The following is an 18,561-nucleotide window of genomic DNA, read 5'->3' as shown; positions in this document are numbered from 1 at the left end:
TCGAATCACTCCATCGTGTCAAGAATGTCGACGAGATCTTCGAAGGTCGTGAGCGGATTGACGATCGCGAACCTGGCATTGGGCCGCCCCTGGTGCGAGCTGGGTACGACGAAGGCCCGCTGGTCTTCCAACAGTCGGTCCGACCACTGCTGATAGTCCTCACGGGACCAGTCGGCACGTTCGAAGACGACGACCGAGAGTTCGGGCTCGCGGACGAGTTTGAGATTCGGACGCTTCTTGATCTCTGTGCCGATCTGCATCGCCAGTTCGATCGAATGGCCGATGGCTTCGCGATAGGTCTCGGCACCGTAGCTGGCCAGGGAATACCATAACGGCAGGCCCCGAGGCCTCCGGGTCAGTTGGATGGCGTAGTCCGAAGGACTCCACTCCTCAGCGTCGGTGAGGGTATCGAGATATTCGGCGCGCTGGGTGTGCGCTCGCCGCCCCAAGGTCGGGTCGCGGTAGATGAGCGCGCAGGCGTCGAACGGGGCGAAGAGCCACTTGTGCGGATCGACGATGACCGAGTCGGCGGATTCGACGCCGGCGAACTTGTGCCGTGCCAGGGGTGAGAGCATCGCAGCCAGCCCATAGGCCCCGTCGACGTGGAGCCAGAAGTTGAAGTCATCCTTGAGCGCCGCAATTCCGGCGATATCGTCGATGGTGCCGAAGTTCGTCGTCCCCGAGGTCGCGACCACAGCGATGACGGCATCGCCGTGTTCTTCAAGCGCAGCCCGGACGCCGTCGGGACGCAGAATGCCGTCGTCCCCGGTAGGAACTGGCTCTACATCGACGTCCATCACGGCTGCTGCCGAGGCGACCGAGGAATGTGCTTCGGCGCTGCACACGATGACCCAGCGCCCCGGCTTCTCTTCGCCGAGCGCGGCCTTGCGCGCATCACGTGCCGCCACCAGTGCTGACAGGTTGCCGATCGTGCCTCCCTGAACGAAGACGCCGCCGGAGCTCGTCGGCAGCCCGAACTCACCGGCCAGCCAGGACAGGACCTCGTTCTCGGCATGGACGACGCCTGCCCCCTCGAGCCACGAGCCTCCGTAGAGCGCGCTGGCGGAGACCACAAGGTCGAACGCCACGGCCGCCTTCGTCGGCGCGCTCGGAATGAAGGACAGGTATTTCGGGTGGTCAGTTGTGATGCAGGCGGGAGCGAAGATGTGCTCGAAGATCGCCAGCGCGCGAGATGACCCGACACCATCCTCGGTGATGGTCGGTCCGGCCAGTCGCTTGAGTTCGGTCTCGGTCGTCGGGTGATCAAGTGGAGTGTCGACGGCCAAGGTGCGCCGACGCGAGTAGTCCAGGACGAGGTTGACGAGGTTTCGGGTCTCGTCGGATACGACGTGCATGCGTGAATGGAGATTGTCGTTCATGGGCCCCTCCGATGTGGGAACAGTGTCATCAGGCGATCGATTCATCCCTTCGAGAATATCCGCTCCCCTCTGATCACGGCGGTCTCCAGTGCACGAACATGGCAACCGCTGCGGACAATGTCACTCGCAAGTATTGATTTATCACCAGCATTACTTGCGATCTGCGCAAAGAGCAGATAGATTGGCGGCCATGACGGATCGCAGCGCAGCCGGTGTCGACGGAGCTGGTGTCCACGGCGCCGGCGTCACAGCCCAACGGGCCAAAGAGGCACTGCGCACCAGCGATCTGTCTCAACGACATGTGGCCGCGAGCATAGGAATCGATGAGACGAAGCTGTCGAAGTCTCTTTCTGGCCGACGCAGATTCGGCACCGAAGAGCTCCTCGCTCTGGCCACCGCTACCGGGGTGACGGTCAGCTGGCTGCTCGGCGACGAATCGCAGGTGTCCGCGACTCCCCTGCGGTACCAACCAGGCATTGACCGGAGTCCTGGGCCACACCCGGACTCCTCGCCGCGCAGGCTCATCGTCGAAACGGCATGGGATCTGTTCGCCCGCCATGGTTATGAGACGGTGCGAATCGCGGACATCGCGGACGCCGCTGGGATCTCGAATGCGAGCATTCACTATTACTTCGATGGGAAGTCTGATCTCTTCGACGCAACACTCGACTATTCGGTCAAGCTCGCCTTCGACCGTCAGATCGCCTGGCTCGACAAGATTCCCAACCCCCATCGCCGGCTCGAACGTCTGCTCGAACTTCAGTCGCCCATCGGCCGCACCTCACGCAGCGAGTGGTCGATCTGGCTCCAGACCTGGGCTCGGCTCGGTCTCGAAGATGCCCATACCTCTGACTATCCGGCTCACTACGAACGCTGGTCGCACACCGTGCGCTCCACCATCGAAGCGGGTCAGTCCGACGGGCTCTTCCGCTCTGGCGACAGCGAGGCCATGGCCGATGAGCTGACCTCGCTGCTCGACGGTCTCGGGGTCAAGGTCCTCACCGGAATCATGGACGTGGCAACCTTCCGCCGTCGACTCTCCAGTTACCTCAAACGCGCAATCGTCAACACCAACCCTGATGAGGAGTCATCATGAATCGCAAGGTCATACTCACCTGTGCCGTCACCGGCGCCGGCGATACAGCGAACAAGAGCGAGCACGTACCCGTCACACCGCAGGAGATCGCCGATGATGCGATCGCGGCTGCTCGTGCCGGTGCGTCCGTTGTCCACATCCACGTCCGCGACCTCGAGACCAAGCAGGGTTCCCGAGAGGTCACCCACTACCGCGAGGTCGTGCGCCTGATACGTGCCTCCGACGTCGATCCCGTCATCAACCTCACCGCAGGAATGGGTGGAGATCTCGTCGTCGATCCCCAGGATCCGACCACTCACATGCCGGGCACGGACCTCGTCAACGCCCTCGAACGCCTTCCCCACGTCGAAGAGCTGCTGCCCGAGATCTGCACCCTCGACTGCGGTTCCCTGAACTTCGGCGACGGATCGAATATCTATGTGTCCACTCCTGACATGCTGCGTGAGGGCTCGAAGAAGATCCAGACGCTGGGCGTTCGGCCCGAGCTCGAGATCTTCGACACCGGAAACCTGTGGTTCGCCAATGTGCTCGTCGAAGAGGGCCTCATCGATCCTCCGCCGCTCTACCAGCTGTGCATGGGAGTCCCCTACGGAGCACCGGTCGATGCCGGGCTCCTGACTGCGATGGTGAACATGCTGCCGACCGGTGCGCAGTTCACCTCCTTCGCCATCGGCCGCAATCAGCTGCCGTGGGTTGCCCAATCCGTTCTCGCCGGAGGCCATGCCCGGGTCGGGCTTGAAGACAATCTGTACCTGGCAAAGGGGGTCAAGGCCACCAACACTTCGCTGACCGAACGCGCTGTCGACATCATCGAGGGCCTCGGCGCAGAGGTCGCCACACCCGACGAGGCCCGCGACATCCTCGATCTGCGGGTGCAGGCGCCGGTTGTGACGGGACTCGACCTGTGAGCGCGGCTGTGACTGCCCAGTCCTACCCTGACGTCGCATCCATCACCACAGTCACCTGCATCGGAGCCGGCACCATAGGCGGCGGTTGGGCCGCCTACTTCCTAGCTCAGGGATACACGGTCAGAGTCTGGGACCCGGCACCGGATGCGGCTGAGAAGCTCACCCGCCTCATCGATGCGGCCTGGCCCGCGTTGGCCGAACTCGACATGGTCGCAGGCGCGGACCGACATGCTTGGACGGTGCACACGGACCTCGCCGAGGCTGTAGCGGGGACCGGCTTCGTTCAGGAGTCGGCTCCGGAGGACCTCGAGCTCAAACGCAGCCTCCTCGCCAGCATCGATGCCGTCTGTGACGAACACGTCGTCATCGGCTCATCCACCTCCGGCTACAGCATGACCGAGATGGCGGTCGACGCCAGACATCCCGAGCGCCTTGTCGTCGGGCATCCATTCAACCCGCCCTATCTCATCCCACTCGTCGAGGTCGTCGGCGGAGAGTCCACTGCCGTTGCGGCCGTCGACTGGGCGGCCGAGTTCTACACCCGTATCGGGAAATCCGTGATCAGAATGGACCACGAGGTTCCCGGGTTCATCGCCAATCGGCTCCAGGAGGCGCAATGGCGAGAGGCTCTGCACATGATCGACCATGGTGAAGCCACGGTGGAGCAGATCGACAGGTCGATCACCGATGGTCCCGGCCTGCGATGGCCGTTCCAAGGGCCGATGCTCACCTTCCATCTGGCCGGCGGTGAGGGCGGGATGGCACATATGCTCGACCACTTCGGTCCCTCGCTGAAATCGCCCTGGACCCGTTTGGATGCTCCAGAGCTCACACAGAAGCTCCGTGATGATGTCGTGGCCGGCTGTGAAGTGGCCAGTGGTGACAAGACGATTCCTGATCTCATCGCCACACGCGACGCAGGCATCATCGCCTTGCGCAGGCTCACGGCCGAGCTCGAAGCCGCGGACGGAACACAGCGGCGGATAACCTCGGCGGATGCCTCCGAAGCAGAAAGAATGTCTGCGGAGACCGAACTGAGCGGTCAACCAGAACCACGGAGCCAATCGCAGCCGATCGAACTCGGCACCTATCGAACCCAGGTGATTTCAGACTGGATTGACTACAACGGCCACATGTCGGAAGCCTTCTATGTTCTGATCTTCGGTTTCGCCACGGATCAGGTGATGGACCAGGTCGGACTCGGCCAGGAACATCGTGAGGCACACTCCACCTCGCTCTACACCGTAGAATCCCACATCCGCTACCTCGACGAGGTCGGGCTCGGCGCGCAGGTGGAGGTCATACCCACCCTTGTATCCGCAGGGTCGAAGAAGATGCACCTGGCCTACGAGATGAGAGCCGCTGGGCAGCTCGTCGCGACCGAGGAGATCATTGCTGTGCACGTGGACCAGAGTTCGGGCGCGGCCGCCCCGTTTCCCAACGGCGTGTTGGAACGACTCAGGATGATCGCGCATGCATCTCCTGACTGGGTGGGACGGAAACTGGGATGAGACCGAGACAGGCTGAGTCATCAGGCTGTCAGGATTCGAGAAGTCACGCGTGTGCCCGGAGACTATCCTGGTGATTATGAGCACGAAGAGGAACACTCCCACAGCCATCACATTCTCCACGCAGCTGGAAATCATCAACAGCAGGCCGATCCTGCGCCTGCCCGCCGATGCCAGTGCGGACCTGCCCTCCCGTGGTCAGGTCGCCGCGCATGGGCAGGTGGGCGGGGTCGACGTCACTACGGTGGTCGAACCCGACGGAATGCGCGGACATTGGATCAACGTCACCGATGAGCTGTCTGCAAAGTTGGGTGCAGACCATGCCGACACCGTGGACGTGTCATTGACTCCGACGAAGGAATGGCCGGAGACCTCGATCCCCGCTGACTTCGCCGCAGCGCTTGAGGACGCAGCCGATCTGACCGAAGTATGGGCTGGGCTGACGCCGATGGCGCGGTGGGAGTGGGTGCGATGGATCCAAGCGACGAAGAACGCCGACACCCGCGCACGCCGTGTGGAAGTCGCGATCTCGAAGCTGGAGTCGGGGAAACGACGCCCCTGCTGCTTCGATCTGTCCTCCTGCACCGATCCTGAGCTGGCGAAGAGCGGGAAGCTCCTCGGCATCTCCTGACACCCTCTTTTGTCTGACCTGTCAGCAACACTGCATCCTCGGCACTGCGGCGATAACTGCCGGGACCGGGATCAGCGGTGCTGGAATCGATGACGTTGCCGGGATAATCGACGAAATCGTCCCAGACGGATCGTCCGCGACCGCCTGTGGTCCTCGCACCTTCGACCTGGAAAGCGACCGTGGCTGCAGAGAGCAGCAGTCAGCGCAATGCCGGTGGGGTGAATTCCGGTAGTCCCTGCCGTTATCAGAATATGCCATGGATGGGGGCTTGCCGCAAGGCCCTGGTCAGGGGGAACAATGGGGTCTTCACTCTTTCAGACAAAGGATTCCGGATGCCCTCGACCGTCTTCAATCTGCCCTCCCGACTCTCTGCCAAGGACACGCCTGAACTCATCTCAGCCGATGACGCCCATTTTGCTCGGATCTCCGGTCGCATCGACAGCGAGCTTGCCGCCGTCGAGTCCCGACTCGCTGACCTCCGTCGTGCCCCTGGGGGTTCTGGCGAAGCCGCACTGGACCGCGATTCCGCCATTCATCGCCTGTCCTCCGAACTGAGTCTGCTGCACCGCTTCGCCCTTGACATATGCCTGGGGCGCATGGTGTTCGCTGATACCGGTGAGATCGTCTACATCGGTCGGACGGGGCTGCGAGATGAAGACGGCCACAACCTGCTCATCGATTGGCGGGCGCCCCTGGCCGAACCGTTCTTCGCGGCCACCCTCGCCTCTCCGATGGGACTGTCAACACGGCGCCGCTACCGGTGGTCGAACGGACGGATCACTGACTATTGGGACGAAAGATTCACTTCGGCGAGCGTCGATGAGAGCGCGGCCCTCGACGATCAGGCTGCGTTCATCGCCTCTCTGGGGGCCAGCCGATCGACCAAGATGCACGATGTCCTCTCCACCATCCAGGCCGACCAGGACTCGATCATCCGCGCCCCGGCCGACTCACCGCTGGTCGTCGACGGTGGGCCGGGAACCGGGAAGACGGTGGTCGCCCTGCACCGTGCCGCCTACCTCCTCTACTCCGATCCCAGCATCGCCAGCAGTGGCGGCCTGCTCTTCGTCGGCCCCAATCCCGCGTATCTGTCCTATGTCGACGACGTGCTGCCGCGCCTCGGCGAGGACGGTGTGCGCCTCTGCACTTTGTACGACCTGGTCCCAGAGACTACTGCGGCCAATGACGACGAACGCGGCGCTCGCCTCAAAGGGAAGCTGAATCCCGGTGCAGTCATCGACCGTGCCGTGAGCATCTATGAGCAGGCTCCCACCACCGCCCTGACGATCGACACGGTGTGGGGTGATCTCACGGTCACTCCAGGCGACTGGGCAACGGCTTTCTCAGCGCACGATACGGACGTCGATCACAACACTGCGCGTGATCTGGTCTGGAACGAACTGCTGGACATTCTCACCGAGATCGTCGTCGAAGCCGATGAAGAGGCCGAACCAGACCAGGTCCGCGCCTTCATCGGACAGGACCCCGATCTTCGCGAGGTCCTGACAACCACTTGGCCGCTTCTCGACCCCTTGGACATCGCGGGTGATATCTGGACCGTCCCGGCCTACCTGAGTCTCGTCGCACCCGAGCTCAGCGACGAAGATGTGTCGTGGTTGCAGCGATCCGGAGCCAGAGATTGGACGAAGGCGGACATTCCACTCATCGACGCAGCCAGGCGTCGTATCGGTGATCCTGCTGATCTGAGCCAGAGACGTCGTGCCGAGGCCGAGGCGGCAGCCGAGCAGGACCGCATGGCCGATGTCGTTGCCGATCTCGTAGCCGCTGACGATAGTGAACTGATGCAGATGCAGATGCTCAAGGGCGAGGACCTACGCGGCGCGCTGGACAATCCCTCGGCTCGGGAGGACCTCGCCCCAGACCGTCTCGCGGGACCCTACGGTCACATCATCGTCGACGAAGCGCAGGATCTCACCGATGCCCAGTGGCACATGCTCCTTGACCGGTGTCCGTCCAAGGGCTTCACCATCGTCGGTGACCCGGCACAGGCACGTCATGGCTTTCTCCAGACTTGGGACGAGCGGTTGAGGCACCTCGGCCTCAACGTCGAGGAAGTTCACCTCAGCATCAACTACCGCACCCCCGCTGAGGTGATGAGCGAAGCGGAACCCGTGATCCGAGAGGTCATCCCGCACGCCAATGTACCGCGTTCGGTTCGCCAGTCAGGTGTCCCAGTCCGTCGCATCCGCACAGACGGGGTACATTCCTTGATCAGTGCGTGGTTGGTCTCCCACAGCGAGGGAATCGTCTGTGTCATCACTATGGAACCGGACTCGTGGAGTGGGATCAGAGCTGAACGGGTCACCGTGATGGGGCCAGCTGAGGTCAAGGGACTGGAATTCGATTTCGTCATCCTCGTGGACCCGCAGGGCTTCGGCGCCGGTGTGCAGGGTGGGGTGGACCGGTATGTGTCAATGACCAGGGCGACGGCAGAGTTGGTCACCGCTGTCCACCAGCCCCCAGTCTGAGGATTCGGCCCCATCACCGGCGATGTTCCAGGCCATCCACACGAGGGGAACCTGCAGCGGCAGACGAGCCAGGGCGATCGTACGTCCCCGAGGATTGTGCCAGTGCTTCTTCACGGTGTAGATGTTGGCCGGAAAGACACCGACCATGAGCGCGGCAGAGGCCGATCCGCCCAGTCTGCGTGTGGCAGGCACAGCGAGCATCGTGGCGCAGACGAGTTCGGCCACACCACTGGCATAGGTCCAGACACGGGGATCGCCCAGTCGGGGCGGAACGATCGAGTCGAAGGTCCGGGGTCTGAGGAAGTGCGCGAGACCTGCGAGGCCCAGAATGCTGGTCATGGTCAATGTCTGCAGCTTCAACCCGCGACCACCTCTGCACCTCTGTGAGACCAAACTGTCTCTAGGAGACCAAGCCATCTCTGTGAAAAAACCTGTGGAGCTTAGGGGAATCGAACCCCTGACCTTTTCATTGCGAACGAAACGCTCTACCAACTGAGCTAAAGCCCCTTCGGCTCTCACTTTACGCCGAAGCCCCCATGGTGCACAAAACGGTGAAGCTGAGCCTCTCACCCCAGTTGACTCTATGTGACTGGCGGTACAGGGTGGAAGAAATTCCCTTTCGGAAGGACAGGCAATGGCTCAGGAATTCGGAACTGTCATCATCGGCGCAGGAGTCGGCGGCGGAACAGCGGTCGAGGCACTCCGCGACGGCGGCTACACCGCGTCGATCGCTCTCATCGGCTCCGATCCGGCCGCACCCTACTACCGTCCGGATCTGTCCAAGAAGGTCATGCTCGAAGGATCAGACCCAGCCGAGTCGGCACTGCGCGGTGCGGGCTGGTATCCCGCCCACGATGTGACGACGTTCTTCGGCACCACTGTCACTGAACTGGATGCGCAGAATCAGAGCATCACCCTCGACAATGGCGAGAGCCTCGTCTACGGTCAGGTCATCCTGGCCACAGGCTCCACTCCGCGCTCCTTGGACGTGCCCGGCGCCGATCTGGGCAACATCCACACCCTTCGCGACGCCGGTGACGCTGTGGCCATCCGTTCGCAGTTCGGTCAGGACAGTAAAGTTGTCATCATCGGCGGTGGCTGGGTCGGCCTCGAGGTCGCCGCGGCAGCGCAGAACGCCGGATGTGATGTCACCGTCGTCCTGCGTTCAACTCCCCCGTTGAAGTCGGCCCTCGGCACGGAGATCGGTGAGTACTTCGAAGAGCTCCACCGGTCCAACGGGATCGAGTTCGTGACCGAGGCTGACACCACAGGCTTCTCGGGAACGAAGGCCGTGGAATCCGTCCAGACCAGTGCCGGTGACCTTCCTGCCGACCTGGTCGTCGTGGGAATCGGTGCAGACCCGACCATCGAACTGGCCGCTGCTGCGGGCCTGGAGACCGATGACGGCGTGATCGTCGATGAGCATATGCGCTCAAGCGATGCCAATATCCTCGCCATCGGCGACATTGCTGCAGCGCAGAACACACTGCTGAACCAGCGACTGCGCGTCGAACACTGGGACAACGCAGTGCGCCAGGCCGAAGTCGCCGCGTCCACCATCACCGGCGGGGACAAGGTCTACGACTGGGAACCGTACTTCTACACGGACCAATACGATCTCGGCATGGAATACGTGGGTCATGGCAGCAGTGACGACGATGTCGTCATTCGCGGCGACAGGCCGAGCGGCGAATACATCGTGTTCTGGACTCGCGGAGGTACCGTCACAGCGGCCATGAACGTCAACATCTGGGACGTCGGTGACGAGCTTCGGGCTCTCATCGGCAAGAGCGTCTCTGCCGCGCGCCTGCAGGACGAGTCGATCGAACTCGGCGCACTCTGAGTTCGGGTGCGTCCTGCCATGGAGTCGCTCTTCGCCGACGAGGCCTTCAACCGCCGCCCCCGCGTCATCGCACCGGGGGCAGTCTGGCTCCCAGGATTCCTCGACGAGGCGGCTCAAACCTGGATCATCAGACAGTACGCGAAGTGGCAGTCCGGGCCGGTGCCTGCTCATGCGACATCGATCGCCGGGCATCCGATGAGCGTGAGAACCATTGGCCTGGGATGGCATTGGCAGCCGGGCCGCTATGATCGCCACGCCCGCGATGTCAACGGTCAGCGGGTGCTCTCATTCCCGGACTGGATGACTCGTCTTGGTCGTCAGGTCGTCTCCACCGCCGCCGAGGTGGTTGCTGAGGATCCTGACTCCCCCGTTGACTCCAAGAGTCTCTGGGGTCTTGTGCCCGAAGAGTATTGTCCGGACGTGGCTCTGGTGAATTACTACGACGCTCGAGCGAAGATGGGAATGCACCAGGACAAGGACGAATCCGATCCTGCTCCAGTCGTATCATTGTCGCTTGGTGATACGTGTGTCTTCCGGTTCGGCAACACCGACACCCGTAACAAACCCTATGAGGACATTCGTCTGGCCTCCGGCGATGCTTTCGTCTTCGGCGGGCCCGCCCGCTTCGCCTATCACGGGGTGACCTCCATCCGGGAGGCCACCGCGCCTGAATATGGTCGTCTGGACCACCTCGGCGGCGGCAGAATCAACATCACGATGCGCACCACAGGCAGAGAATAGCCGGACGGGGTCCCGAACTCAACAGCTGGGACCCAAGCACTCAGGCCCCGGCCCTCGGCTGATCAGGAGAAACCGGGTCGTCGTCGACGACTCCCGCAGGTGGGCGCGCCAACCGATTCGGAGCGGTCTTTCGGTAGACGGGCTGTCCCGACAGCACACTGGCACGCGAGAGCGTGTTGCTGCCCACCGAGGACACGATGATCAGACACAGCACAGCAGCAGCGGCCATCAGCAGAGAGCCCCAGCTGAAGCCTTCCGAGTGAATGTCATAGACGTAGACCGCGACCACGATCAGAGGCATTCCCAAACCTGTAGCCGGGGAGAATACGTTGATCCGGGACAGCGCGTCGCGGACTCGGAACATCGCAAGCGCGGAGAACAGCATGAGCAGGGACCCGCTGATCCCGAAGACACCGACCAGGGTGGTTGCCACGGCATCATTCATCAGCGCAGCCCCCTGGTGAGGATCCGCGACAGTGCGATGGTAGCGAGAATGCCGACCATGGACGACAGGAAGATCGCGTCGAGGACGATCGACGAGGACACGAGGATGCCGAACATCGTGAGCATGCCGATGGCGGAGAAGTACATGAGATCGCTGACGATCGCGCGCGAGCCCAGGTCCTTGGCGGTGAGAACCCGGACGAGGCCCACAATGACGGCCGCGGCGAGGATGGTGATGCAGATGCTGACGACGATGGTCATGGGCGTTCTTCCTCCTGTTCAACCTCAGCGGAGCTGGCAGCCGGTCCGGACGGTGCCCGGCCCCTGGTCATTGCAAGCAGTCGTGACTCCATATCATAGAGGCCTTCCATAGCTGCCTCCTCCGAATCCTCGAACAGGGCATGGACGAAGAGCACCGGCGGCTGTGTGGAGGTGCCCGCGGCGATGGCTGTGACCAATGTCCCCGGGGTGATCGTGATCGATGAGGCGAACAGGGTCACCTCGAGGTCGGTCACGCACCGCAGCGGGATCTCTACGATCATCGGCTGCGCGTACTGGCCGGGGCGCAATACTCGGGTGACGATTGTCACCGACCCGGTCACGATCGCCCAGCCGATATAACCAAGATAGGAGATGCCGTGAATGATGCGCATCATGGGGCCGTCACCGCCTCGACGTAGGCGCTGTGGTCAAGCAGCGCGGTCGCGGCGCGGGTGGTGATCTCCAGCAGCGGTTCGGGGTAGGCGAAGATCGCCACGGACATCGCGATCATGATCGTTCCCGGCACCAACAGGCGCGCAGGGATCCGGACGCTGTTCACGATGGGTTCGGCAGGAGCCCTGCCGGTCTCAGCTGAGTCCGGGCGGTAGGTCTGCATCGGCGGCCCCCAGAAGGTATTGCGCCACGTGCGCTGCAGCGCGAGCAGGCTGATGAGAGCTCCGAGGACGATCGCGGCAACCAGCCACCAACCCAGTGCACCCTCGCCGCCGGTCGCGGCCGTGATGAGTCCGACTTTGCCCCACAGGCCCGAGGTCGGCGGGAGCCCGATGAGGGAGAAGAGGCCGAGGATCATCAGGATCGTGGCCCATCTTTCTCGGCCGGCCAGCCCGGTCAGCTTCTTGAACGAACCGCTGCCGTAGGTCTGCTCGACCGCTCCCATGATGAGCAGCAGCCCCGACATCGTGATCATGTGATGGACCATGTAGAAGGCGCCGGCACCCAGCGCCGTCGAGGTCAGGAGCACCACACCGAGCAGAATATGTCCGACCCCACTCGTCATCTGGAAGGCGAGGACGTTGCGGACACGGTTCTGTCCGAACCCGGAGATGGAGCCGATGAGGATACTGGCGATGGCGATGGCGACGATGACGTTGACCCAGGCGGCGGGTTCGCCGTACACAGTGGTGTAGATCCGGTAGATCGCGTAGAGGGCGACCTTCGAGTGCAATCCCGAGAACAGCGACATCATTCCCGCCGAGGTGTTCGGGTAGCTGCGCACCAGCCAACCGTGGAACGGCGCACCGCCGGCCTTGATGATCAGCGCAAAGAGGACGACTCCGATGGCCAGTGCGCCCTGCCCAGTCGGCGCCCCCATCTGGGCGAGGATCGCGATGTTCACGGTGCCGGTGGCGCCGTAGACGAACCCGACACCGATGAGCAGGATGGTCGAGGTGAGCAGGTTGACCATGACGTACATGCGGCCCACACCGAGACGGCGCCAGGTTCCGGTCACCGCCACCAGTGCGTAGGCCGGCAGCACCATGACTTCGATGAAGACGAAGAAGTTGAACAGGTCCCCGGTCAGCAGCGCGCCGTAGACGCCGGTGAGCATCATCAGGATCAGAGCGGGAACGAACCGGTACTGGTCTTCACCGGTTGTGATGAGGAAGATGCAGCTGGCGATGGCGGTGACTGATGTCAGGACCAGCATCAGCGCGGTGAACGTATCCGAGACGAAGGGGATGGCCAGGCCGGGGACATAGCCGCCGACGGAATGAGCGAGCACCGGCTGGCGATGGTGGACGAAGAGCAGCACGATGCCGGAGATGCCGACGAAGCTCGGAGCCGCCAGCAGCAGAACGCGGTCGAAGGTGCGGGAGGTGATGAGCACGCTCAGCGCGGAGAACAGGAGCGGGACTCCGATGAGCAGGAGCAGGAATGCTGGGTTCATGACTCTCGGGCCTCCCCTGTCTCCGGAGCCCGTTTCTGATCGTCATCGTGACCGAGCACAGCCAGAGCGAGCATGAAGATCGTCACCGCCAGGGTGATGACGATTGCCGTGAGGACGAAGGCCTGCGGCAGCGGATCCGCGGCCAGGCTCTGATCGCCCCGATCGCTCAGAGGCTCGACTCGCCAGGCTCCGACTCCCGCAGACAGGAGGATGAAGTTCGCAGCATGGGAGATGAGCGTCAGCCCGAAGACACCTCTGACCATCGACCGCTGCATCATGAGGTACACCCCGCCTGCGGTCAGCACTCCGATTGTGATGGCTAGGACCATTTCGCATCCTCCTGCTCATCGGTCGGCGGCTGTTCGTTGGTCGGCGGCTGTTCCGCTGTCTCGCCGGTGGAACGTTCGGTGGGAGCATCACCGTGCAGGATATGAGTTGATGAGGCGCGCACCTTCGCATCCGGGTCGGCCACCTTCGATCGCCGGTCACGCGGTGGCCGCTCTCCCCTGATCGCGTCCAGCGGTCCGCTGAGCTCGCCGTAGAGGAGCTCATCGGCACGTTCCCGGGTGCGCTCGACATCGCGGCGGATGATGCCGTTGGTCAGCACATCGTCACCGGCCGGGGTGGCCGCGGAGTCGGAGACGCCGAGCAGATTGAAGGAGGCCAGGATGAGGCCGACCACTGCGATGTACACGCCGAGGTCGAACAGCATCGAGGTGGTGAAGTGCTGACCGAGAAGATACCCGTGTAGGGGTTCGAGGAAGGAGCCTGCGAAGATGAGCCCGATGAATCCTGTCACGACCGCTGTGGCCACACCGGAACCGATGAGGTACAGAGGTGCACGCGGCGGGCCGATGGCGCGATCCTTGGCCGTGGACATGTAGAGGAGGCCGATGATCGCAGATCCGACAAGCGCGGCGATGAAGCCGCCGCCGGGTTCATTGTGACCGCGCCAGAAGATCACGAGTGAAGTGATCGCCAGCAGTGGACCGAGGACTCTGATCGTCAGCTGCGGCGGGATTACGTTGGGCCAGGCCTCATGGACGGCGCGATAGGCCGTCGTGCCCCGAGGCCGGATGGAAATCCACGCCTGCCTCGGCGGTTCGGGAATGTTCTCCGCGGGTGGATCGATGAACTTGTCCTTGACCGTCGACATCACTGCGACGATAGCGATTCCGGCCATGCCGAGGACGGTGAGCTCACCGAGGGTGTCCAGAGCACGGAATTCGACGAGGATCGTGTTGACGATGTTGTTTCCACCGCTGATGTCGGGAGCGTTCTCGATGTAGTACAGACCGAGGTCTGACCGATCCCGACGCCCGTTGAGTGCCAGTGTCAGCATGGTGGCGGCAAGTCCGACGATGAGGGCGAAGATCACGCGGGTGGCCTGCAGGCGCTTCGGGTATCTCCAGAATGAACGTGGAAGTTTCTGCAGCACCAACATGATGACGATGATCGTCATCGCCTCGACCAGCAGCTGAGTCAGAGTGACGTCCGGAGCGCCGAGAGCCAGGATCTGGACAGTGGCGAGGATGCCGACTGCCGACAGAGCAACCACTGTGGTCAGACGGGAGTGGGAGCTGCAGACAACGAGCACGGCCACGGTGATGAGGACGAGGAGGACGATGTCGATGGGTCGCCACAGACCATCCTGCAGAGGCGGCAGGTCCGAATAGATGATCGGGACGGCCGAGAAGGCGAGAACGGCAAGACCACCCAGCGAGATGGCCAGGTAGGGGCCGGAGTTCATCGGAGTGACGAAGATGCTCAGGCCGCGACCGGCACGACGCAGAACCCACGTCAGACCGCTCATCACGTTGGCTCCGTCGAAGCCGAGGGTTGCTCGGTGGAAGAAGACGAAGACGCGGGAACGGTTGACGATGATGATCACGCCGATCGCGATGATCAGCAGCGAGGCTATCAATTCCTTATTCACTCCGTGCCAGAGGGCAAGGTGCACTGCTTCGGTTGCATCGGGAATGGCCGCTTGGACTGCCTGATCGAGCGGATTGTCGAAGACGAACAGGACGAAGCTCAGCGGAATCGAGGCGAGGATCGGCATCGCAGCGGCAACAAGCATGACGGGTGACCCGTGTCCCAGTCGCGCCTTCTCCACCGGTTTGCCGTCGATGAATGCCCCCCAGACAGTCTTCGCGCAGTAGGCGAAGGTGAGCACCGAGGCGGCGACGGCTACCAGCAGGGCCGCCCATCCGGTCCAGGCCGAACCGGGAGTGTCAGCGAATGCCGTGAAGAGGGATTCCTTCGAGACGAAGCCGAGAAGAGGTGGGATGCCTGCCATGGAGGCACAGCCGATGATCATGACGAAGAAGGCCCCCGGGGCCGCTCGCATCAGTTGCGGAATCCGAGTGAGTTCGCGAGTCCCGGCGAGATGGTCAACGACTCCGACCATCATGAAGAGGCCGGATTTGAACAGGGCGTGGGCGATCACATGCAGGCACGCAGCGGCGATCGCCGCTTCGGAGCCGACGCCGATGACAGCGGTGATGAGACCCAGCTGCGAGACCGTGGAATAGGCCATCAGCTTCTTGACATCGTATTGGTTGAGAGCGAACCAGCCCCCGATGCAGGCGGTGATGAGGCCGGCAACGATGAGCAGGGTGTTCCAAGCAGGGGTGGCGTGGAATGCAGGTGTGAAGCGCAGGAGCAAGAAGATGCCGGCCTTGACCACGGCGGCCGCGTGCAGATACGCGGAGACCGGTGTGGCTGCGGCCATCGCGTCAGGCAGCCAGGAATGGAAGGGGAACTGAGCCGACTTGGTCATCGCCGCGACCGCGATGAGAATCGCGACCAGCGTCGTCACCGGTGACAGACCCGACCAGACGGGCGAGTTCAGCGCTTCGTGGACGTTCGTGGTTCCGGTGACCGCGATGATGGTTCCGGTTGCCACCAGCAGGGAGAGTCCGCCGATGAAGGTGATGAACATGGTGCGCAGAGAGGGCCCCTGGCCGGGCGAGCCTGACCGGGCGATGAGGAAGAAGGAGGCAAGAGACGTCAGTTCCCAGCACACGAAGAGCACCAAGAGGTCGTTGCTGAGAACCAGCATCACCATTGAGAAGGTGAAGATGACCATCAGCCAGTAGAAGCTCGTGTTGCGCCCCTGGGACAGGTAGCCGGTTGAATAGACGAAGACGATCGCGCCGATGATCAGTGCGATGTAGGTGAAGATGACGCCGATGCCGTCGGCGCGCAGAGCCAGATCGACACCGAAGGAGGGAATCCACTGGTAGGTCACTTCCGGAGTGGCGCCCGCCATCACCTCGGCGGCGGTAGGGGTGAACAGGCCGGCGATGCCGAGATAGGCGGCGGCCAGGAGCCATCCGCTGGCTCGACCGAGCCAGCGAGTGATGATGGGGGTGAGAATGATGAGTGCGGCAAGAGCGAGAACCGTTAGGATCATGACCGTAGCCTCAGTGCCACGGACGCAGGTGATGGTTCCTTCACTCACTGACCCTTCGTCACGATGAACGTAATCTCGGATGAACGCAGACTTACAGATGATCAGACTATCGACTCGGAGTTCCATGAGCAAAAGCACACACAGCACTCAGACGAACGAAACGATACACGTCTACTTCGATGCCCGCTTCACGCGAACGACGCACCACGATGGCATCTCCCGCTACGGATCCTGCCTGCTCGCAGCTCTGCTCACAGCCGTGCGGGGAACCGGCATCGAGGTCACTGCGATCATCAACGATGAAGCTCAGCTGGATCTCCTTCCCGACTGTGCATGGGTCAGGCTCAACTCCCCCACGTCTTGGCAGGAGATCTTCATTGCGAAGAAGCTCAACGACCTCGGCGCCGATGTGGTCTTCTCCACCATGCAGGTGATGGGATCGTCGGGACGCAGGTACGGCCTCATCCTGACCGTCCACGATCTCATCTACTATTCGCATCCGCTGCCCCCGGTCGATCTGCCCGCGGCACTCCGGCTGCTGTGGCGGGCTTACCACCTCAGCTACGCTCCGCAGCGTCTGCTGTTGGGGCGCGCCGATGCGATCGCCTCCGTGAGTCAGACGACGAAGGACCTGATCGCAGAGCACCATCTGTCATCGAAGCCGGTGACCGTGGTGTCCAATGCCGCCGAGGCTGCTGTTTCCGGAATACGCTCCGTCAACAGGAATGATGCGCGTTCGCTGGTCTACATGGGCGCGTTCCTGCCCTATAAGAATGTCGAGACCCTGATTCGATCCCTGGAGCATCTTCCGGGATGGACGCTGCACATCGCCAGTCGAATCGACGGCAGGCGTGAAGCTGCGTTGCGTGCACTGATTCCCAACCGGGCGAAAGTGATCTTCCACCGGGGGGTCAGCGATGCGGAGTATGCGGAACTGCTCGAGGGCGCGACCGCTCTGGTCACGGCCTCTCAGGAGGAGGGATTCGGGCTACCTGTCATCGAGGCGATGGCCCAAGGTGTGCCGGTGGCGGTCTCAGACATTCCGATCTTCCACGAGATCGCAGGCGAGGCTGCTGTCTACTTCGACCCCGATGATGCCAGTGACGTGGCCACCACTATCGAACGTCTCACCGATCCCGCGCTGTGGTCCGAACTCTCGGCGGCCGGGCAGAGGCAGGCCAAGCTCTTCGATTGGGACGCATCAGCCCAGGCGCTGGTGGGCATGATTCGTACGGTTCACGCCTCACGGCAGTGAGTGCACGAGTCGTCAGTGCTCTCTGCACAGGTCAGACCTGTGCAGAGCACGCGTCAGGAGGGGACTGTGCCCCAGCTGCGAAGGATCCAGCTGGTACCGGTGAATCCGAATTCGCCGTGTCCGCAGTTTCCCAGAACTGCGAGCCGACCAGGACCGTCCATGCCGAGCAGCAGTTCTGCGGCTGCGCGCAGGACTGCTCCGTGCGCGACGATGGCAATGGTCTTGGCCTCCGAACCAGCGACGATGTCGGTGATCGCCGAGGCGACTCGACGACCTGACTCTGTGCGGGATTCTCCACCTGGCGGGTTCGTGTCAGCTCCACTGAGCCACTGTTCGAGCTCGTCTGGCCACGATGCACTGAGCTCGTCCCGGGTATGGCCCTCCCACTGGCCGAAGGCGGTCTCACGCAGACGGTCGTCGCGGGTGACACCGACGTTCAGCAGCGAAGCAAGCGCGTCGGCGGTGTCAGCGGCCCGCGACAAGTCGGAGGAGACGATGAGCCCAGGATGAAGTTCGCTCAGGTAGCTCGCTGCCAGAGCGGCTTGAGTCCGCCCGAGCTCGTTGAGCGGAATATCACTTTGACCTTGGAACCGGCGTTCGACGTTGTAGTCGGTCTGGCCATGCCGCCAGAAGATGACGGTCCTGGTCATTGAGAGTCGTCGGCGGCAGCCGGCGCCGG

Annotated in this window: 17 protein-coding genes, 1 tRNA gene and 1 pseudogene; 8 read left to right on the top strand and 11 right to left on the bottom strand. The window is 62.7% G+C overall.

The annotated features are described in order from the left end of the window. Positions 1–5 precede the first annotated feature (5 nt). Positions 6–1,379 (bottom strand): pyridoxal phosphate-dependent decarboxylase family protein, encoded by a 1,374-nt coding sequence (locus tag ACE03M_RS05460; RefSeq protein WP_485933085.1) that lies wholly within the window; start codon positions 1,377–1,379, stop codon positions 6–8. 190 nt (positions 1,380–1,569) lie between these two features. Between ACE03M_RS05460 and ACE03M_RS05455 the strand changes: the two genes are divergently transcribed. The 4 genes from ACE03M_RS05455 (at position 1,570) to ACE03M_RS05440 (ending at position 5,522) form a co-directional block, all read left to right on the top strand. Then, positions 1,570–2,475, top strand: a complete 906-nt coding sequence (locus ACE03M_RS05455; RefSeq protein ID WP_485933083.1) for a TetR family transcriptional regulator C-terminal domain-containing protein — start codon at positions 1,570–1,572, stop codon at positions 2,473–2,475. Continuing rightward, complete coding sequence (locus tag ACE03M_RS05450) at positions 2,472–3,383, top strand: beta-keto acid cleavage family enzyme (RefSeq protein ID WP_143921550.1); 912 nt, start codon at positions 2,472–2,474, stop codon at positions 3,381–3,383. The genes ACE03M_RS05455 and ACE03M_RS05450 overlap by 4 nt, the downstream gene beginning before the upstream one ends. Continuing rightward, complete coding sequence (locus tag ACE03M_RS05445) at positions 3,380–4,894, top strand: 3-hydroxyacyl-CoA dehydrogenase NAD-binding domain-containing protein (RefSeq protein ID WP_143921549.1); 1,515 nt, start codon at positions 3,380–3,382, stop codon at positions 4,892–4,894. Before ACE03M_RS05450 ends, ACE03M_RS05445 begins: the two co-directional genes overlap by 4 nt. A 76-nt stretch (positions 4,895–4,970) precedes the next feature. Beyond that, a complete protein-coding gene (locus tag ACE03M_RS05440; protein ID WP_485933081.1) occupies positions 4,971–5,522 on the top strand; it encodes a YdeI/OmpD-associated family protein in 552 nt (183 codons plus the stop codon). Positions 5,523–5,550: 28 nt separating this feature from the next. Here the strand turns inward: ACE03M_RS05440 and ACE03M_RS05435 are convergent. Further along, positions 5,551–5,718 (bottom strand): annotated as a pseudogene (locus tag ACE03M_RS05435) (family 1 glycosylhydrolase); the annotation flags it as partial. A 136-nt stretch (positions 5,719–5,854) separates the two neighbouring features. On the opposite strand from ACE03M_RS05435, the gene helR reads away from it, so the two are divergent. Further along, complete coding sequence (gene helR, locus ACE03M_RS05430) at positions 5,855–8,011, top strand: RNA polymerase recycling motor ATPase HelR (protein ID WP_485933080.1); 2,157 nt, start codon at positions 5,855–5,857, stop codon at positions 8,009–8,011. Here the strand turns inward: helR and ACE03M_RS05425 are convergent. Next, entirely contained in the window at positions 7,955–8,350 is a 396-nt protein-coding gene (locus ACE03M_RS05425) for a DoxX family protein (protein WP_485933078.1), read from the bottom strand. The genes helR and ACE03M_RS05425 overlap by 57 nt on opposite strands. Before the next feature lie 95 nt (positions 8,351–8,445). Then, positions 8,446–8,518 (bottom strand) — tRNA-Ala (locus ACE03M_RS05420). 127 nt (positions 8,519–8,645) lie between these two features. Between ACE03M_RS05420 and ACE03M_RS05415 the strand changes: the two genes are divergently transcribed. Together ACE03M_RS05415 and ACE03M_RS05410 are read left to right on the top strand one after the other, a co-directional pair. After that, complete coding sequence (locus ACE03M_RS05415) at positions 8,646–9,854, top strand: NAD(P)/FAD-dependent oxidoreductase (protein WP_485933077.1); 1,209 nt, start codon at positions 8,646–8,648, stop codon at positions 9,852–9,854. A gap of 18 nt (positions 9,855–9,872) precedes the next feature. Beyond that, entirely contained in the window at positions 9,873–10,595 is a 723-nt protein-coding gene (locus ACE03M_RS05410) for an alpha-ketoglutarate-dependent dioxygenase AlkB (RefSeq protein ID WP_485933075.1), read from the top strand. Positions 10,596–10,635: 40 nt separating this feature from the next. On the opposite strand, the gene ACE03M_RS05405 is transcribed toward ACE03M_RS05410, so the two are convergent. Genes ACE03M_RS05405 through ACE03M_RS05380 form a run of 6 tightly spaced genes read right to left on the bottom strand, consistent with a single transcriptional unit; the run spans position 10,636 to position 16,627 of the window. Beyond that, on the bottom strand, positions 10,636–11,028 hold the full coding sequence (locus ACE03M_RS05405) for a cation:proton antiporter (protein ID WP_485933073.1): 393 nt from the start codon (positions 11,026–11,028) through the stop codon (positions 10,636–10,638). Positions 11,029–11,039: 11 nt separating this feature from the next. Further along, complete coding sequence (locus ACE03M_RS05400) at positions 11,040–11,300, bottom strand: monovalent cation/H+ antiporter complex subunit F (protein ID WP_143921542.1); 261 nt, start codon at positions 11,298–11,300, stop codon at positions 11,040–11,042. Further along, on the bottom strand, positions 11,297–11,695 hold the full coding sequence (locus ACE03M_RS05395) for a Na+/H+ antiporter subunit E (RefSeq protein WP_313900568.1): 399 nt from the start codon (positions 11,693–11,695) through the stop codon (positions 11,297–11,299). Before ACE03M_RS05395 ends, ACE03M_RS05400 begins: the two co-directional genes overlap by 4 nt. After that, positions 11,692–13,209: a monovalent cation/H+ antiporter subunit D family protein gene (locus ACE03M_RS05390; protein ID WP_485933071.1), complete on the bottom strand. Its 1,518-nt coding sequence runs from the start codon at positions 13,207–13,209 to the stop codon at positions 11,692–11,694. Before ACE03M_RS05390 ends, ACE03M_RS05395 begins: the two co-directional genes overlap by 4 nt. Then, entirely contained in the window at positions 13,206–13,538 is a 333-nt protein-coding gene (locus tag ACE03M_RS05385; protein ID WP_485933069.1) for a sodium:proton antiporter, read from the bottom strand. Before ACE03M_RS05385 ends, ACE03M_RS05390 begins: the two co-directional genes overlap by 4 nt. Then, positions 13,529–16,627, bottom strand: a complete 3,099-nt coding sequence (locus ACE03M_RS05380) for a DUF4040 family protein (protein WP_485933067.1) — start codon at positions 16,625–16,627, stop codon at positions 13,529–13,531. Before ACE03M_RS05380 ends, ACE03M_RS05385 begins: the two co-directional genes overlap by 10 nt. Positions 16,628–16,751: 124 nt before the next feature. Here ACE03M_RS05380 and ACE03M_RS05375 point away from each other — a divergent pair, with 124 nt between their 5' ends. Continuing rightward, positions 16,752–17,882, top strand: a complete 1,131-nt coding sequence (locus ACE03M_RS05375; protein WP_485933066.1) for a glycosyltransferase family 4 protein — start codon at positions 16,752–16,754, stop codon at positions 17,880–17,882. A gap of 53 nt (positions 17,883–17,935) precedes the next feature. Here ACE03M_RS05375 and ACE03M_RS05370 read toward each other — a convergent pair. Then, positions 17,936–18,561: histidine phosphatase family protein (locus tag ACE03M_RS05370; protein ID WP_485933065.1), on the bottom strand; the 626-nt coding region annotated here is incomplete at its 5' end.

The organism is Brevibacterium sp. AGC70, from assembly GCF_057334195.1.
The sequence above is the reverse complement of the archived record's forward strand: the minus strand, read 5'-3'. Positions and strand labels throughout refer to the sequence as shown.

Excerpts from the sequence above, each read along its gene's own strand:
- helR (WP_485933080.1), top strand. The coding sequence starts at position 5,855 with ATGCCCTCGACCGTCTTCAATCTGCCCTCCCGACTCTCTGCCAAGGAC.
- ACE03M_RS05450 (WP_143921550.1), top strand. The coding sequence starts at position 2,472 with ATGAATCGCAAGGTCATACTCACCTGTGCCGTCACCGGCGCCGGCGAT.
- ACE03M_RS05440 (WP_485933081.1), top strand. The coding sequence starts at position 4,971 with ATGAGCACGAAGAGGAACACTCCCACAGCCATCACATTCTCCACGCAG.
- ACE03M_RS05385 (WP_485933069.1), bottom strand. The coding sequence starts at position 13,538 with ATGGTCCTAGCCATCACAATCGGAGTGCTGACCGCAGGCGGGGTGTAC.
- ACE03M_RS05455 (WP_485933083.1), top strand. The coding sequence starts at position 1,570 with ATGACGGATCGCAGCGCAGCCGGTGTCGACGGAGCTGGTGTCCACGGC.
- ACE03M_RS05425 (WP_485933078.1), bottom strand. The coding sequence starts at position 8,350 with ATGACCAGCATTCTGGGCCTCGCAGGTCTCGCGCACTTCCTCAGACCC.
- ACE03M_RS05400 (WP_143921542.1), bottom strand. The coding sequence starts at position 11,300 with ATGACCATCGTCGTCAGCATCTGCATCACCATCCTCGCCGCGGCCGTC.
- ACE03M_RS05390 (WP_485933071.1), bottom strand. The coding sequence starts at position 13,209 with ATGAACCCAGCATTCCTGCTCCTGCTCATCGGAGTCCCGCTCCTGTTC.
- ACE03M_RS05380 (WP_485933067.1), bottom strand. The coding sequence starts at position 16,627 with ATGATCCTAACGGTTCTCGCTCTTGCCGCACTCATCATTCTCACCCCC.
- ACE03M_RS05395 (WP_313900568.1), bottom strand. The coding sequence starts at position 11,695 with ATGATGCGCATCATTCACGGCATCTCCTATCTTGGTTATATCGGCTGG.
- ACE03M_RS05375 (WP_485933066.1), top strand. The coding sequence starts at position 16,752 with ATGAGCAAAAGCACACACAGCACTCAGACGAACGAAACGATACACGTC.
- ACE03M_RS05415 (WP_485933077.1), top strand. The coding sequence starts at position 8,646 with ATGGCTCAGGAATTCGGAACTGTCATCATCGGCGCAGGAGTCGGCGGC.
- ACE03M_RS05460 (WP_485933085.1), bottom strand. The coding sequence starts at position 1,379 with ATGAACGACAATCTCCATTCACGCATGCACGTCGTATCCGACGAGACC.
- ACE03M_RS05410 (WP_485933075.1), top strand. The coding sequence starts at position 9,873 with ATGGAGTCGCTCTTCGCCGACGAGGCCTTCAACCGCCGCCCCCGCGTC.